Consider the following 15,298-nt stretch of genomic DNA (forward strand, 5'->3'; position numbering starts at 1 on the left):
GAGCACACATGTCCGCTTATTCCTTCTCTTCTAATTTAATAATTCTGGGACGTTCAACCCAACCATTGGAACCATCACCCACAATTTCCATCACTTCAATTTGCGTTGAGCTGGTGGATATTATTTTGCCGTGGTTCATCCCCAAGTAATTTCCAACAGTTGCTGGCACCACACTATTTGCACCATCATCAATAAGCGCCCACAACTGGCCACCTTTGCTGATAGTGCCAACCATTTTGAGCGAAGTAATATTAAAACCTTCGAGAAACTCTTTTTCTCTTGTTAAGTCCGGTGCAACTGCACGACCACCTTTAGCAGCCGATTCATCTATGGGAATAGGCTTTTCAAAAGGGCTACGCAAAGTCATAGCGCTGTAAGTAAATGGTTGATAAGGACTAAACGTAGGTAAAGGTTCAATTTGTCCTTTGGGTCTGCGCTTTGTTTCTTCCATAAAATCAATCAAGTCCTGCTGAGAGGATTGACCACAACCTGCCAATGCCAGCACGCAAACAAATTGTGTTATTAACAGTGACCGTTTCATTTCGCGGCCTCCTGAGATTTATAGCGATAGGTTTTCGCTAAAATTTTCATGCTCAACGTTTTATTTTCTTTAGATGCAGTAATCGAAAAATCATGTAAGGTTACGATGCGCGGCATACCAGCAACCCCGCTGACAAAGCCGCCCATATCGTGATATCCACCATCGGCAGATATGTTGATTGGAACCTCAATGTAATACTCTGCAACCACATCAGGCTGAAAATTGATATTAATGTTGGTCAAGCCACTTTCACTACCACGCGTACCAATATCTTCTAGCAATCCCGGAACTTCTGTTTTTGCTGGCAAGCGCGACAACAAAGAATCAAAAGTGACCTTCATCTCTTCCATCTGCGCTTTGTAAGCATCCAGATTCGCAGCTTCGAAACTTCGTTTCTCAAAAGTCCCTCTTAATGTCTGCTCTTGCGCAGCAACAGACTCAAGCTCTAAATTTAAATCGCTGATTTTCAGGTAGTAAGTTCCCGCAAAAACCACCGCAATCAGTAGCAAACAAACAAATACTTTAGCTGGCCATGGCCAGACACCTATTTTTTCAAAATCGATGTTATTTACATCAAACTCTTTAAGCTGGTCGAGGGTATCTTGAAATGACATTTACTTTACCCCCCCAGCGGTTTTTGCAGGATCAGCTGCAGGATCAACTGGCGCAGAGGTTTCAACAGTCATTTTGAATTTACTCGCATCCTCGCCCTCTTCAGGAGCAGCATCTACAGAAATCAAATTATGCGATGCATACCAATCGGAAGCCTCAAGGTTGCGCAAGAAGCTTGCTATGCGATTGTATGATTCAGCCACACCTTCAATGGTTACCACATTACCCTTGCGTTCCGCTGAACTGATCCAAACACCATCAGGAATAGATCTGGCCAGCTCATCAAAGTAGCGGACTATGACTGGACGAGTACCTTCAAGATCAGTAATCACTTTGATGCGCGCCAGTAAATCGTCGCGCACCTTTTTAATCTCGCTGATTTCTTTTACTTGCGCATCAAGCTTGGCAATTTCCTGATTAAGCATTTGATTGCGGGCATTCTGGTTCTCAATCGCTGATTGCACGCTCGACACCCAAAGATAAGCACAAAATGCTGCGGCCAAACCAATGCCACCAACAATCCCCAGAAATTCACGCTTTTTCTCTTGCCGATAGGCTTCGCGCCAAGGCAATAAGTTAATCTTGGCCATTAGTCAAAACTCCTCATTGCCAAACCGGTAACAATCATCAATGCAGGAGCGTCGTTCGCAAGCGAAACAGCGTTTACTCTGGATGAAACTGACATGCGCGCAAAAGGATTGGCTACCACGGTTTGCGTGCCTAATTTTTCTTCGATCAACCCAACCAAACCCTCTAACGATGCAACGCCTCCCGCAAGAATGATGTAATCCACGTCGTTGTACTGACTTGCGGAGAAGAAGAATTGCAATGAGCGGGTAACCTGCTGTACCACCGCATCTTTAAAGGGGGTAAGAACTTCCATTTCGTAGTCGTCGGGTAATCCACCTTGTTTCTTGGCCAGTCCGGCCTCTTCACGCGATAAGCCGTAACGACGCTGGATTTCTTCAGTCAACTGGCGACCGCCAAATAACTGCTCGCGGGTATAGACTGTTTTACCATCCACCAGCACGCTCAATGTGGTCATAGTGGCACCGATATCGATGATCGCGACAACCTGACCTTCCTGATCCTCCAATTGCTCGGCGATCAACTCAAAGGCGCGCTCCATACAGTAGGCTTCAATATCCACTTTTTCTGCAATCAAATCAGAGTCCGCAAGAACTTGTTGGCGAACCTCCACGTTTTCACGGCGACACGCAGCCAATAGCACCTCTACCTGATCGGGATTGCGAGGGGATATGCCCTGCACTTCAAAATCGAGTGCAACTTCCTCCAACGGGAAGGGGATGTATTGATCGGCTTCTGCCGCGATCTGGCTTTCCATGGCGTCGTCGTTCAAATCCATCGGCATATCGATCATTTTGGTGATCACCGCCGAGCCAGCAACAGCGACAGCCGCATGCTTGAGCTTGGTTTTGGATTGTTTGACCATGGATCTGACAATCTCCGCCACTGCGGCGGGGTCAGCAATGTTCTTCTCTACCACCGCATTGGGCGGTAGCGCTTTTACGGTATAGGACTCAACGCGGTAGCGATCGCCACTGCGACTAAGTTCAAGCAATTTGACCGAGGTGGAACTAATGTCCAACCCGACCACCGGCTTAGCCTTCTTATCGAGGAAACTTAAAATGCCCATTTTTCTATCTATATCCGTAACTTAGACGTTGTTTATGTTATAGCACTTTAACTTAAGCCTGCAACAAACCGATGAATATGTAAACAGGCAAAAAGCCCGTATAATGCCCGCCACCTGCGGCGACCGCGCTAACTCATTAATTCACATAGAAAAAATGTTCAGTAAAAAATCCTTCTTCGGCATTATTTTCTGGCTGTTACTGGCCGGTTTCGGCGTTACCTTGGTGACATTCGCCGGACTCTATCTCTATTTGAGCCCTAAATTGCCATCAGTTGATTCATTGAGGGAGGTTAAATTACAGACCCCTTTACGGGTTTATTCAAGCGACGGCAAGCTGATAGGTGAATTTGGCGAACAGCGTCGCACTCCCCTGACCTACAATCAGATACCACCCCTGTATATAAAAGCACTCCTCTCCGCCGAAGATGCAGAGTTCTTTGAGCATCATGGAGTTTCTCTAAAAGGCATGTTGCGCGCCGCATCACAAATTCTGAAGTCCGGCGCCATTCAATCGGGAGGAAGTACTATTACTCAACAGTTGGCGCGTGATTTCTTTCTCACTCGCAAACAAATCTTCTCACGCAAGTTTAACGAAATCCTCTTATCCCTTGAAATTGAACGGAAATTTACCAAGGAAGAAATCCTTGAATTGTTCAACAATAAAATGTTCTTTGGGAACCGTGCCTATGGCCTGCAGGCGGCTGCACAGATCTATTACGGCAAGGATATCCACCAACTCAGTGTCGCCCAATACGCCATGATCGTAGGGGTATTAAAAGCGCCGTCGGCGTACAACCCGCTCGCCAACCTCAAGCGTGCGATGATTCGGCGCGACTGGATTATCGGGCGTATGTATGAGCTGAAGCACATAGATCGAGCTACTTACGAGGCGGCGATCAACGAACCTAATACCGCCAGCTACCATGGCACCACACTAGATGTACAAGCTCCTTATATTTCGGAAATGGCACGTCAGGAAGTACTGGATCGCTTTGGTGAAAAGGCCTATACCGAGGGCTATAAGGTTTACACCAGTGTCGATAGCGCTATGCAAGCCACCGCACAAGCTGCGGTACTCAAGGGTTTGTTGGGATATGACCTGCGCCACGGCTATCGCGGCCCGGAGCTACGCCTCAAACCTTCGTTAGATGCCGACCTGATTGACTGGCAAGACCAGCTCCAAAGTATTCCCACCCTGGGCGGGCAGGAGCCAGCAGCAGTGGTGGATGTACAGGAAAAATCGCTGCGCGTGCTGATGAGCAATGGTGATTACGTTGATTTGGGCTGGGAGCAGGGGCTATCGAATGTGCGCCCTTACTTCACTGAAGATAGCCGCGGCGCCGCCTACAAAGCAGTGACCGAATTCCTTAAACCGGGCGATGTTGTGCGCATCACCAAAGATAACGACGACCAATGGCGCTTTAGCCAGGTACCCGCAATTCAGGCGGCATTGGTATCCCTCGACCCTATGGATGGTGCGATTCGCTCGCTGGTTGGCGGCCTCGACTTCAACCAAAGCCATTACAACCGTGCGATCCAGGGTGCGCGCCAACCCGGTTCCAGTTTTAAGCCGTTGATTTATACCGCGGCACTGGAAAATGGGTTTACCCCGGCGTCGATTATTAACGACGCACCTATAGTGATTGAAAACACCAGCACCGGCATCGCTTGGCGCCCGGAAAATGATGACGGCAAGTTTGTTGGCCCTATGCGCATGCGCCAAGCGCTCTACCGCTCACGGAATTTGGTATCGATTCGCTTGCTACGCAGTATCGGCATGCAGACCGCTCTCGACAGCCTCGCGCGCTTTGGTTTTAACCCCAAAGAATTCCCCCGCGACCTGACTCTGGCGCTGGGTACCCATGCACTTACCCCCATGCAGATGGCGACCGTCTACGCGACCTTTGCTAATGGCGGTTTTAAAGTTGACCCGTATTTGGTGACACGAATTGAGGATGATAAAGGCAAAGTAGTTTACGAGGCGCGCCCGAAGCGCGTATGTAAAGAGTGCGAGATCAACCAACTCAGCTATGCCGATGATGGCAGCTTGATACCGGCAACACCCAGCCTTGATAGCAATTTGCGGGCACCGCGTATTATTGATGCACGCGTTGCCTACCTGATCGACTCGATGCTGCGCGATGTAGTGGATAAGGGTACTGGCCGCCTCGCCAAACAACTCGGGCGCAATGATATCGCCGGCAAAACCGGTACTACCAATGGGCCACGCGACAGTTGGTTCTCTGGCTATAACCCCAATATCACCACCAGCGTCTGGGTCGGGTTTGATGCCAATACCCTTTTGGGACGCAAAGAGTTTGGCAGCTCGGCGGCACTGCCTATCTGGATCGATTTTATGCGCACCGCTCTGGAAGGTGTGCCCGACCAATTGCCGCGCCAACCGGAAGGGATAGTGACTGTGCGGATCAACCCGGATACCGGTAAACCCGCTATGCCGGGCGATCCCGATGCGATTTTTGAGGTGTTCTTAGGGGAAGATACCGGGCGTACATCAGCCGCAGGTACCGAGACTACTGAGCAGGCAACCTTACCCGAAGAGCTTTTCTAATCAGGTTAGTCTGCGATTACTTTTATGGATGAAGGTGATCGCAGCTGCATCACCAAAGGCTTGAACTGCTGCGAGCGCCTGGATTTTTGTGAGCCTATCCAACCGCGCACCTCCGCCGATTTACCCTTTAGCGCCAACCAATCCTGCTGTCGATAGCCAAATAATGGCCAGTCCTTTTTAGCAACTCTGGCGACCAACTTGCCTTCAAACTCTAACCACACTGCCGAGTTGATATCCACCCTGGCGATGCGCCCGCGCACCAACCTGAAGCCAGCCTCATCGCCGCGCAGAGATAATGTCGGCAGAGACTTCCAGTAATTATCCCTCCATACCCCTAAAGATTTTTGTCGCGCTTCCCGCTCTGGTGTCAACAGGCAATGCTCATGGGCAGTGTTGGGCGGAACGGCAATCTGCAATGCCATGCCGCTGCGCAATTGCGCTACGGCCAAGCTATTTCCGCGCCTATCGTACACATGCGCCAACAAACGACCGTAGTGATCATGGGTCTCGCGCTCAAATCCAAGACGAACCTTACCTTTGCTCGCATCGACAAACGCCTGCGCCGCTGCGCGCGACTCACGCCCGAGCGGCTGACCGGGTCTGTTGCCATGCACAATTTCCGGGGCGTTAATCCCCAGCACCCGCACCGAGCGGCCGTCCTGTAATTTCAGGGTGTCCCCATCCGATACCCGCACCACCTGCACCAACTCACCAGCAGGAAAACCGCATTCAGCAACCGCAAGAGCGGGCAAAAACAAAGAACACAGGCATAAAAAAACGCCGGAAATTTTCATTCCCGGCGTTTTTACTAGCGGTGCTAGCAGAGTGCGGATCAAGAAATTAGTCTTTCTTGGCACCAGCGATACGGCTGCCGAAACGCTTGGTGAAGCGATCGATACGGCCACCGGTATCAACAACTTTTTGCTTGCCGGTGTAGAATGGGTGGCAGGCGCCACATACGTCAACGTGAAGGGCTTTGCCCAAGGTTGAACGGGTGGTGAAGCTGTTGCCACAGCTGCAGGTTACAGCTACGTCAACGTAATTTGGATGAATGTCTGCTTTCATGATGAATGCCTTGTGTGATCTGCGCCGCCACCTGGTCAGTTGCCGGGCACCGCGCATAGGTTTAAAAAACGGCTGTTTTCGGGAGCGGCGATACTACCAGAAAACCCTAGGCGCGCAACTGAAAAACGCCATTTCGCACAAAAAACCATCAGCCAATCAGCAATAAACTGCGAACACAAGATCGATTACGTTATGCTGCCCGCCTCGTTTGATAATTGCTGACTCCATGACCCAAACCTCATCAACAGAATCCTTGCTGCTGGAAATCGCACTGCCCGTACCCCTGCGTCGCTGCTTTGACTATTTACCTCCCGCAGATATAACGCCATCCGCACTGCAACCAGGGGCATTGGTGCGCGTCCCTTTTGGCCATCAGGAACTGATCGGCGTACTGATAAAAGTCAAAACGGAAAGCGCGCAAGATCTGGGCAAACTGCGCCACGCGTTGGCGATTATCGACCCCCGCCCCGCACTGGATAGCGAGTTACTAGACCTCTGTCTCTGGGCCGCCGACTACTACCAATGCGCCCCCGGCGAAGCCTTGCAAACCGCCCTGCCAGTGCTCCTTCGCCAGGGCGAGCCCGCACAACTGCGCGGGGAACCGGTATTTCGCCTCACCACCGAAGGCAAAGGTTTGCCCGAAGGCGCACTTAAACGCTCACCAAAACAAGCCGCATTGCTAGCCGCCTTGCAAACCCACCATCAACTCAGCCGCAACGATCTCGATTTGCTGGACATTCCCCGCTCCATCGCCAAAAGCCTGATCGACAAGGGCCTCGCGCGGATCGACGAAATAGTGCCCAGCCAAGCGCCACACCCGGCAGAGCTGTTGCGCGAACAACCGCTGGTATTGAGCGATGAACAGCAAGCCGCGTTTGCACAGATCGACTACGGTAGCTTTAAAACTTACCTGCTCGATGGCGCTACCGGCAGCGGCAAAACTGAAATTTATTTACAGGCGATTGAACAGTCGCTCAAGCAAGGCAAACAAGCCTTGGTGCTGGTGCCAGAGATTGGGCTCACGCCGCAAACACTGCAGCGTTTCCAGCGTCGGTTTAATTTGCCCATTGTGGCCTTGCACTCCGGTTTAAACGACCGCGAGCGGCTGGATGCCTGGCTGCAAGCGCGCGACGGTATTGCGCGCATCATTATCGGCACCCGCTCGGCGCTGTTTACGCCGCTCAAAGAACCGGGCATTTTAATTATCGACGAAGAACATGACGGCTCTTTTAAACAGCAAGATGGCTTCCGCTATTCCGCGCGCGATCTCGCTGCCGTACGCGCCCATCGCCTTGGCATTCCGTTGATTCTCGGCTCGGCTACGCCCTCATTGGAAACCCTGCACAATGCAATACAAGGGCGCTATCAATACCTGCGCCTGAAAGCGCGCGCGGGCAATGCCAAACCTCCGGAGATTCAGCTGCTCGATATTCGCGGCGAAATCCTCCATGAGGGTTTTGCGCAGGCCAGTATCGATGCCATTGGCGATACGCTCGGCAAAGGCAACCAGGTGCTGGTATTTCTCAATCGCCGCGGCTACGCACCCACGTTGGAGTGTCACGATTGCGGCTGGTTAGCTAACTGCAATCACTGTGATGCACGCATGACCGTGCACCAGACACCGCGCCATCTGCACTGCCATCACTGCGATCACCAGCGCGGCATTCCCAAGCGCTGCCCGAGCTGCAATAGCAGCAAAATTCAACCTATCGGCCAGGGCACCGAGCGCAGTGAAGTCGTGTTGCAGCAATTATTTCCGGCACACAAAGTCATCCGCGTAGACCGCGACTCAACGCGCAATAAAAACAGCATGCAAAAACTGTTGGTCGATGTGCACAGCGGCGAACCATGCATTCTTGTCGGAACCCAAATGCTTGCCAAAGGCCACCATTTTGCCGATGTGACCCTGGTGGTGATTATCGATGCCGACGCTGGTTTATTCAGCACCGATTTCCGCGGTGCCGAGCGCATGGGGCAGCTGTTATTGCAAGTCGCCGGGCGCGCCGGGCGCGAGGAAAAAAGTGGCAGGGTGATTTTGCAGAGCCATCACACCGATCACCCGCTAGTGCAAACACTGGTGCAGCAGGGTTATCACGCGTTAGCCGATTTGATTTTGCATGAGCGCCAGATCACCCAGTTGCCACCCTATCGCCACCTTGCATTGATTCGAGCTGAGAGCAAACAGGCGATTGCAGCGGTGAACTTCCTGCAGACCGCACGCAAAATCGCCGAGCAACTGCAAGCGCCGCACCCGCTCTTGAATTATCTCGGCCCGCTGCCGGCAATGATGGAAAAGCGCGGCGACCGCTTCCGCTACCAATTGCAAATCAACAGTGCGCAGCGCAAACCCTTGCAACAGTTACTCAGCGAATTAGCGCTGCAACTGGAAGTATCGCCGCTCGCCAAACGGGTGCGCTGGTCGATTGATGTTGATCCACAGGAAATGGGCTAAACCCTAAGTGGCACAAGCAACAGACAGATGGGGAAATTGCAGGCTTAGTGACTCACCCGCGCAATCCCTTTACAATCGCGCCTCGATTTAGCACAGACACACAAATTCCATGAGTAGAGATTTCGCCAAAAAAGGCCGCGCTCCAGCGCGCCGCACATCATCCAGCAGCACCAGCGCGACACCTCCCTGGTTGTGGTTCGTGGCAGGTCTGGTATTGGGTGCGTTTACGGCCAGCCTCTACTTCATTAAAAATCCGGTTGCGGCGCCGGCGCCCAAAGAAGAGCCCAAGCCCAAGGTGACCGAAAATAAAACGCCCAAACCGCGTTTTGATTTCTACAAATTGCTACAAGAAAGCGAAACCATTGTGCCAGCGAGCGAAACGATCAACGAGGAAAAACCGGCACAGGAGCAGACCACCGAGTACATTCTGCAGGTCGGGTCATTCCCTCGCGCTGAAGATGCAGACAAATTGCGCGCGCAATTAATTTTGCTCAACCTCGACGCTAATATTGAAAAGGTAGAGATTCGCAAAGGTGAAGTCTGGCACCGCGTAGTAGTCGGTCCTTTTAATAACCAAAACGAACTCACTAGCGCCCGCTCGCAACTGGTCAAAAACGAATACAACGCGCTGGTACTTAAACGCGCTAAAACCAAATAATCCCTACATCCAGGTGCACGCCTTGAAAAAGGCGGGCACGCCCCCATTTTTCTGGCTTCTCTGATGTAAATTAAGAAGGAAGTCCAGTGACAACAATTCTCTCTGTGCGCCGCGATGGGCAAGTCGTTATCGGCGGCGACGGCCAGGTTTCCCTTGGCAATACCGTAATGAAAGGCAATGCGCGCAAAGTGCGCCGTCTCTACAAAAATCAGGTGATCGCCGGATTTGCTGGCGGCACCGCCGATGCATTCACCCTCTTCGAACGCTTTGAAGCCAAACTCGAAGCACACAATGGTCAACTCACCCGCGCCGCTGTCGAGCTCGCCAAAGAATGGCGAACCGATCGCAGCCTGCGCCGCTTGGAAGCTTTACTTGCGGTTGCCGATAAAGAAGCCTCACTAATCATCACCGGTAATGGCGATGTGATCCAACCGGAAGACGATTTAATCGCGATAGGTTCGGGCGGCAATTACGCGCAAGCCGCCGCGCGTGCATTAATGGAAAACACCCAGTTGGATGCGCGCAGCATTGTCGAAAAAGGCCTGAAAATTGCGGGCGATATTTGTGTCTTTACCAACCAGACACACACCATTGAAACACTCGAATATTAATTCCATCTCTTAAGAGTTTTTTATGTCCTCCATGACTCCGCGCGAAATCGTGCACGAATTAGATAAACATATCGTCGGCCAGGCCAACGCCAAACGCGCGGTTGCAATTGCACTGCGCAATCGCTGGCGTCGCATGCAAGTTCCCCTCGATATGCGCAATGAAATTACACCAAAAAATATTTTGATGATCGGCCCAACCGGCGTGGGCAAAACGGAAATCGCGCGCCGTTTGGCCAAACTCGCCAACGCACCGTTTATCAAGGTGGAAGCAACTAAATTTACCGAAGTCGGTTACGTCGGCCGTGATGTGGAATCGATTATCCGCGATCTCGTTGATGTCGCCATTAAAATGCGCCGCGAACAGGCGACAAAAGCGGTACAACATCGCGCCGCCGAAGCTGCCGAAGAGCGCATCCTCGATGCACTTTTACCGCCTGCACGCAATCTCTCGGCTGAAGAAACCAAACACGAATCCGGCACGCGTCAGATATTCCGCAAAAAATTGCGCGAAGGTGAACTGGACGATAAAGAAATTGAAATTGATATTGCCGCGGCCAGTGTGGGTGTAGAAATAATGGCGCCACCGGGCATGGAAGACATGACCAATCAATTGCAAAGCATGTTTTCATCGCTCGGGCGCGACAAAACCAAAAAAGCGAAACTCACCGTCAAAAAAGCCTTTAAACAATTGCAAGACGAAGAAGCCGCAAAACTGGTGAGCGATGACGATATCAAAGCACAGGCGATTGAAGCCGCCGAGCAAAACGGAATTGTGTTTATCGATGAAATCGACAAGGTCGCACGCCGTGGCAATGTGAGTGGCGCCGATGTATCGCGCGAAGGTGTACAGCGCGATTTGCTGCCATTAATCGAAGGCTGCACCGTAACCACCAAACATGGCACCATCAAAACTGACCATATTTTATTTATCACCTCAGGTGCATTTCACCTGAGCAAACCCTCGGATTTAATTCCGGAATTGCAGGGGCGTCTACCAATCCGTGTTGAGCTGAGTGCGTTAACACCGGATGATTTTGAACGCATCCTCACCGAACCCACAGCATCGCTTACCGAACAGCAAGAAGCGTTACTGAAAACCGAGGGTATCAACATCACCTTTACCAAAGATGGTATTCGCCGCATTGCCGAAACAGCATATGAAGTGAATGAGCGTACCGAAAATATCGGCGCACGCCGTTTACACACCATCCTGGAGCGTTTATTGGAAGATGTTTCATTTGAGGCGGGTGATGGCAAAACCCAAGTGGAGATCAATTCCGCTTATGTTGAAGCTCATGTGGGTGAGCTGGCCAAGAATGAAGATTTAAGCCGTTTTATTTTGTAATTAAGTGCACTCGCAATGAACAAAATACCCACCAAGATTCAGCTACACAAACAATCGCAACAGCTTGAGCTGCATTTTGACGGCGAGCAATTTTTATTGCCCGCCGAATTTTTGCGCGTGCATTCACCCAGTGCTGAAGTGAAAGGCCACGGCCCGGGGCAAGCAGTACTGCAATTTGGCAAGAAGGATGTCGCCATCAGTAAAATTGAGCGCGCAGGCAACTACGCACTCAAGCTGGTGTTTGATGACGGTCATGACAGCGGAATTTATACCTGGGATTATTTTTACGAGTTGGGCAAAAATCAGGAGAAAATGTGGCGGGAATATTTGGAAGATTTACACACCGCGGGTAAAAGTCGTGAAAAAGATACCAGCGTAGTGAAATTTATCCATTGATATTGCCGCACGCCAAATCAAAGCGGCGGCAAAGAAAACCTTATATCGTCCAACTCACCCAACCGGTGTAAGCGCTGATCAAAATAAACAACCCGAATGCAATTCGATACCAAGCAAAAATTTCATAGCTGTGATTGGCTACGTAGCGCACCAGGGTGCGCACTGCAATCCAGGCGCTGACAAAAGCGGTGATAAATCCGGCCGCAAACATCGGGAAGTCGCCCATTTCAAGCATATCGCGATGTTTGTAGATATCGTAAAAGGTCGCCGCAACCATGGTTGGCACCGCGAGAAAAAATGAAAACTCTGCTGCGACTTTGCGATCCAACCCAATAAATAAACCACCGATAATGGTCGCGCCCGAGCGCGAGGTGCCCGGAATCATCGACAGCACCTGGAACAAGCCCACTTTTAACGCATCCTTCCAGCTCATTTGATCCACATCCATTACACGGATCTCGTGCTTGCGCCGCTCCGCCCACAAGATCACCAAGCCGCCGAGGATCAACATAGTCGCCACACTCAAGGCATTGAACAAATAGGTTTTGATCAACGAGATAAACATCACGCCCACTACCGCAGCGGGCAGAAATGCAATTAACAGATTGAGGATAAAACGCTGCGCCTGTGGATCGCTAAACATACCGCAGGCCACCTGCGTAAATTTGCGCCGATACTCGACCACCACTGCCAAAATAGCCCCCAACTGGATGGCAATTTCAAATACGCGGCCGTCGTTATGAAAATTAATTAAATCGCCAACGACAATTAAATGCCCGGTGCTGGAAATCGGTAAAAATTCTGTGACGCCTTCAACAATCCCCATGATGATGGCTTTAAAAATCAGCAGTAAATCCACAATAACTCCCTGATCGTAAACAATTGGCTGGCATGATTGAGCGGGCGCAAGTCTGCGTTAATTACACAGTGTTTGCAAACTCTGTGCCCATGCGTAGGCAGAGGCTAGGCTATACTCGCACACCACCTATTTTTCTTCTCATGAGGACAAGGCTATGCGCCACTTAGTTTCCATCGGTTTGATGTCAGGCTTGCTACTACTGCTCAGCGCCTGTGCCAACATCAAATATGCCGACGACTATAAAACCGGCACTGACTTCAGCGGCCTAAAAACCTACAACTGGCGCGCTATCACAGTTGATGTAGGCGGAATCGATAAAACCTTCCTGCAAAACCTTGTCGATGAACAGTTGCGCGCACAAGGATTTGTACTCGCAGACACTAGCGCCGACTTATTAATTGATATGCAGGTATTTTCGCGCGTGAGCACGGGCGGCAACACCAGTATCGGGATAGGTATTGGCCTGCCCGTTGGCAACCATGGCAGTATCGGTTTGGGAACCGGCCAAACGCTGGGCAAAGGCAAGCAGGAAGGCGTAATCGTGATCGATATCACCCAAACCAGCAGCAACACGCTTATCTGGCGCGGCAATGCTGAGGGCATTCCACTGATTAATTTCTCGCCCAAAGCCGAACAAAAATTGCGCGAAACTGTCAGCAAACTCTTAACGCCATTTCCACCGCAAACCACTGCACAATAACGCATGCTTCGTGAGGCTGGATTGCGCGCAATCCAGCTCATTATTCATTTTCTTTCTGTTGATTTTCTTTTATGCCGAATTCACAACGCCTTTCTGTCGAAGGTATTTTGCTTTTAATCGGACTTGCTATTGGCTGGGGATTAAATTGGCCGATTATGAAATTTATTATCGGCGAAATTCCACCACTGACCTTTCGCGGATTTTGTTTGTTTTTTGGTGGACTGGGGATTCTGGGGTTGGCGCGCGCGTCGGGATTAACACTCAGTATTCCCAACGGTTACTGGAAAAAAGTGTTGTGGATTTGTCTGCTCAACATAGTCGCCTGGAATGTGATGGCCACTTACGGTTTGAGTATGTTACCCGCCGGGCGCTCTGCACTCTTGGGCTACACAATGCCGATCTGGACAGTACTTTTATCCGTGTGGGTGCTGCACGACAAATTTACCCTGCGTATCGGCATCGCATTGTTATTGGGAATTGCCGGCGTATTTGCATTGATGAGCGAAGCATTAATGAATTGGTTCAGCGCGCCTATGAGCACGCAATTAATCGTGGGGGCGGTGCTGATGGTCGCTGCCGCTTGGTGTTGGGCCGCAGGCACTGTGTTGATGAAACGATGGGAGGTGCCGCTCAATACGGTGGCTCTCACCGGCTGGTTATTATTGCTCGCCAGTGTGCCGATTATTATCGCGGCATTTTTTGTTGATGGCGCACTGCAGAAAATGCCCTCCACACTCGCGCTCTGGGGTGTGGTCTATAACGTGTTTTTTGCATTTATGTTTTGCTACTGGGCCTGGGTACGGTTGGTGACGCTGGTGCCGGTGAGTGTGTCATCGCTCTCGTCGCTGATTACACCGCTGATTGGCGTTATTTCCGGCATTTTATTATTAGGCGAACAACCCGGCTGGCCGGAATACAGCGCGACGGTTTTAATTTTAGGTGCGGTGGCTGTGGTGAATTTCAGCAGCGCAAAAAAAATTAATTCAGCACCGGCAAACAGCGATCCAATTTAATAATATTTTGCTCAGGTTGAATGCGTGCGGCATAGGCGATAACTTGTACACCGGCCGAGCACGCCGCATGCAATGTTGCCGCATAAACAGGATCTATATGCGCGGCGGCGCGCACCAATTGAATCCCGGTATGTTGCACACAAAATAATAAAACTGCCCTGTGCCCCTGCTCCACCATCGCCATCAATTCACGCAGATGTTTACTGCCGCGATCACTCACGGCGTCAGGAAAATAACCTTCGCCTTCGGCTTCCATCAGCGTCACATTTTTTACTTCCAGATAACACAAACGCGCATCATCACTGTGCTCGCTTAACAAAAAATCGATGCGCGACTTTTCACTGCCATAAACGACTTCGCGGCGCAGGGTTCGATAGCCACGCAGTTCCACAATCACATGCTCCCGCAATGCTTGCTCGACCAGCTCGTTGGTGCGCGCGGTATTAATCCCCGCAAGATGGCCGCCCGGCGTACTCACCACTTCCAGTGTCTGCGGATATTTGCGGGTTTTGTTATCGCTCACGGAGTACCAGCAGGGACTTTCCGGCAGCACACAATTTTTCATCGACCCGGTATTGGGGCAGTGGCTGGTCAATTCGGTGCCATCAGGCAGGCGGATATCCGCCAAAAAGCGCTTGTAGCGTTTGAGCAAAAGGGCAGGATAAAACTGGGGCATAGTTGGCAAGCGCACATATATAGAAGACGAATGGATGGTAAATTGAAGCACAAACGCGCCAAATTGGGGCTATAGTTTTTGTTTGGAATGGGTTTGGATAGGTCTTTAACAGGATAAAGCCCATCAGCTGACAGGCGCGCGAAA

General features: G+C 51.0%; 16 protein-coding genes. 8 read left to right on the forward strand and 8 right to left on the reverse strand.

Annotated features, from left to right (window positions below):
- Window positions 1-16 precede the first annotated feature (16 nt).
- From J2X05_RS00935 to J2X05_RS00950, 4 genes are read right to left on the reverse strand one after another with little or no spacing between them, the layout of a single operon-like run.
- A complete protein-coding gene (locus J2X05_RS00935; protein ID WP_310067491.1) occupies window positions 17-541 on the reverse strand; it encodes a pilus assembly protein PilP in 525 nt (174 codons plus the stop codon).
- A complete protein-coding gene (locus J2X05_RS00940; RefSeq protein ID WP_310067493.1) occupies window positions 538-1,155 on the reverse strand; it encodes a type IV pilus inner membrane component PilO in 618 nt (205 codons plus the stop codon). The genes J2X05_RS00935 and J2X05_RS00940 overlap by 4 nt, the downstream gene beginning before the upstream one ends.
- A complete protein-coding gene (locus J2X05_RS00945; protein WP_310067495.1) occupies window positions 1,156-1,743 on the reverse strand; it encodes a PilN domain-containing protein in 588 nt (195 codons plus the stop codon).
- Window positions 1,743-2,810 carry a pilus assembly protein PilM gene (locus J2X05_RS00950; RefSeq protein ID WP_310067496.1) on the reverse strand — a complete coding sequence of 356 codons (1,068 nt, stop codon included), beginning with the start codon at window positions 2,808-2,810 and terminating at the stop codon, window positions 1,743-1,745. Before J2X05_RS00950 ends, J2X05_RS00945 begins: the two co-directional genes overlap by 1 nt.
- A 103-nt stretch (window positions 2,811-2,913) precedes the next feature.
- Here J2X05_RS00950 and J2X05_RS00955 point away from each other — a divergent pair, with 103 nt between their 5' ends.
- The gene (locus J2X05_RS00955; RefSeq protein ID WP_310067499.1) at window positions 2,914-5,379 is read left to right on the forward strand and encodes a penicillin-binding protein 1A; all 2,466 of its coding nucleotides are present in this window, start codon (window positions 2,914-2,916) and stop codon (window positions 5,377-5,379) included.
- Between the two features lie 5 nt (window positions 5,380-5,384).
- Here J2X05_RS00955 and J2X05_RS00960 read toward each other — a convergent pair whose 3' ends face one another.
- Together J2X05_RS00960 and rpmE are read right to left on the reverse strand one after the other, a co-directional pair.
- Window positions 5,385-6,215, reverse strand: a complete 831-nt coding sequence (locus J2X05_RS00960) for a thermonuclease family protein (RefSeq protein WP_310067501.1) — start codon at window positions 6,213-6,215, stop codon at window positions 5,385-5,387.
- A 4-nt stretch (window positions 6,216-6,219) separates the two neighbouring features.
- Window positions 6,220-6,444: a 50S ribosomal protein L31 gene (gene rpmE, locus J2X05_RS00965; RefSeq protein ID WP_310067502.1), complete on the reverse strand. Its 225-nt coding sequence runs from the start codon at window positions 6,442-6,444 to the stop codon at window positions 6,220-6,222.
- A 226-nt stretch (window positions 6,445-6,670) separates the two neighbouring features.
- Between rpmE and J2X05_RS00970 the strand changes: the two genes are divergently transcribed.
- From J2X05_RS00970 to J2X05_RS00990, 5 genes are all read left to right on the forward strand, one after another.
- The gene (locus J2X05_RS00970) at window positions 6,671-8,896 is read left to right on the forward strand and encodes a primosomal protein N' (RefSeq protein WP_310067505.1); all 2,226 of its coding nucleotides are present in this window, start codon (window positions 6,671-6,673) and stop codon (window positions 8,894-8,896) included.
- A 109-nt stretch (window positions 8,897-9,005) separates the two neighbouring features.
- Complete coding sequence (locus J2X05_RS00975) at window positions 9,006-9,554, forward strand: SPOR domain-containing protein (protein ID WP_310067509.1); 549 nt, start codon at window positions 9,006-9,008, stop codon at window positions 9,552-9,554.
- An 86-nt stretch (window positions 9,555-9,640) separates the two neighbouring features.
- On the forward strand, window positions 9,641-10,165 hold the full coding sequence (gene hslV / locus J2X05_RS00980; protein ID WP_310067510.1) for an ATP-dependent protease subunit HslV: 525 nt from the start codon (window positions 9,641-9,643) through the stop codon (window positions 10,163-10,165).
- 22 nt (window positions 10,166-10,187) lie between these two features.
- Window positions 10,188-11,510, forward strand: coding sequence for an ATP-dependent protease ATPase subunit HslU (hslU, locus tag J2X05_RS00985; protein WP_310067511.1), 1,323 nt, complete (start codon window positions 10,188-10,190; stop codon window positions 11,508-11,510).
- Between the two features lie 15 nt (window positions 11,511-11,525).
- Window positions 11,526-11,906 (forward strand): gamma-butyrobetaine hydroxylase family protein, encoded by a 381-nt coding sequence (locus J2X05_RS00990; RefSeq protein ID WP_310067513.1) that lies wholly within the window; start codon window positions 11,526-11,528, stop codon window positions 11,904-11,906.
- A 40-nt stretch (window positions 11,907-11,946) separates the two neighbouring features.
- On the opposite strand, the gene J2X05_RS00995 is transcribed toward J2X05_RS00990, so the two are convergent.
- Window positions 11,947-12,765 (reverse strand): undecaprenyl-diphosphate phosphatase, encoded by an 819-nt coding sequence (locus tag J2X05_RS00995; RefSeq protein WP_310067515.1) that lies wholly within the window; start codon window positions 12,763-12,765, stop codon window positions 11,947-11,949.
- Between the two features lie 154 nt (window positions 12,766-12,919).
- Here J2X05_RS00995 and J2X05_RS01000 point away from each other — a divergent pair, with 154 nt between their 5' ends.
- Together J2X05_RS01000 and J2X05_RS01005 are read left to right on the forward strand one after the other, a co-directional pair.
- A complete protein-coding gene (locus J2X05_RS01000) occupies window positions 12,920-13,465 on the forward strand; it encodes a DUF4136 domain-containing protein (protein WP_310067518.1) in 546 nt (181 codons plus the stop codon).
- 71 nt (window positions 13,466-13,536) lie between these two features.
- Window positions 13,537-14,478 (forward strand): DMT family transporter, encoded by a 942-nt coding sequence (locus tag J2X05_RS01005; protein WP_310067521.1) that lies wholly within the window; start codon window positions 13,537-13,539, stop codon window positions 14,476-14,478.
- Here the strand turns inward: J2X05_RS01005 and sfsA are convergent.
- Window positions 14,444-15,154 carry a DNA/RNA nuclease SfsA gene (gene sfsA / locus J2X05_RS01010; RefSeq protein WP_310069409.1) on the reverse strand — a complete coding sequence of 237 codons (711 nt, stop codon included), beginning with the start codon at window positions 15,152-15,154 and terminating at the stop codon, window positions 14,444-14,446. The genes J2X05_RS01005 and sfsA overlap by 35 nt on opposite strands.
- Window positions 15,155-15,298 lie beyond the last annotated feature (144 nt).

It is taken from the genome of Cellvibrio fibrivorans, from assembly GCF_031457055.1.
Taxonomy (GTDB): domain Bacteria; phylum Pseudomonadota; class Gammaproteobacteria; order Pseudomonadales; family Cellvibrionaceae; genus Cellvibrio; species Cellvibrio fibrivorans.

Coding starts and splice junctions, on each gene's coding strand:
- J2X05_RS00940 (WP_310067493.1), bottom strand. CDS start 1,155: ATGTCATTTCAAGATACCCTCGACCAGCTTAAAGAGTTTGATGTAAAT.
- hslU (WP_310067511.1), top strand. CDS start 10,188: ATGTCCTCCATGACTCCGCGCGAAATCGTGCACGAATTAGATAAACAT.
- J2X05_RS00975 (WP_310067509.1), top strand. CDS start 9,006: ATGAGTAGAGATTTCGCCAAAAAAGGCCGCGCTCCAGCGCGCCGCACA.
- J2X05_RS00955 (WP_310067499.1), top strand. CDS start 2,914: ATGCCCGCCACCTGCGGCGACCGCGCTAACTCATTAATTCACATAGAA.
- J2X05_RS00970 (WP_310067505.1), top strand. CDS start 6,671: ATGACCCAAACCTCATCAACAGAATCCTTGCTGCTGGAAATCGCACTG.
- J2X05_RS00990 (WP_310067513.1), top strand. CDS start 11,526: ATGAACAAAATACCCACCAAGATTCAGCTACACAAACAATCGCAACAG.
- J2X05_RS01005 (WP_310067521.1), top strand. CDS start 13,537: ATGCCGAATTCACAACGCCTTTCTGTCGAAGGTATTTTGCTTTTAATC.
- J2X05_RS00945 (WP_310067495.1), bottom strand. CDS start 1,743: ATGGCCAAGATTAACTTATTGCCTTGGCGCGAAGCCTATCGGCAAGAG.
- J2X05_RS00950 (WP_310067496.1), bottom strand. CDS start 2,810: ATGGGCATTTTAAGTTTCCTCGATAAGAAGGCTAAGCCGGTGGTCGGG.
- J2X05_RS01000 (WP_310067518.1), top strand. CDS start 12,920: ATGCGCCACTTAGTTTCCATCGGTTTGATGTCAGGCTTGCTACTACTG.
- J2X05_RS00935 (WP_310067491.1), bottom strand. CDS start 541: ATGAAACGGTCACTGTTAATAACACAATTTGTTTGCGTGCTGGCATTG.
- rpmE (WP_310067502.1), bottom strand. CDS start 6,444: ATGAAAGCAGACATTCATCCAAATTACGTTGACGTAGCTGTAACCTGC.
- sfsA (WP_310069409.1), bottom strand. CDS start 15,154: ATGCCCCAGTTTTATCCTGCCCTTTTGCTCAAACGCTACAAGCGCTTT.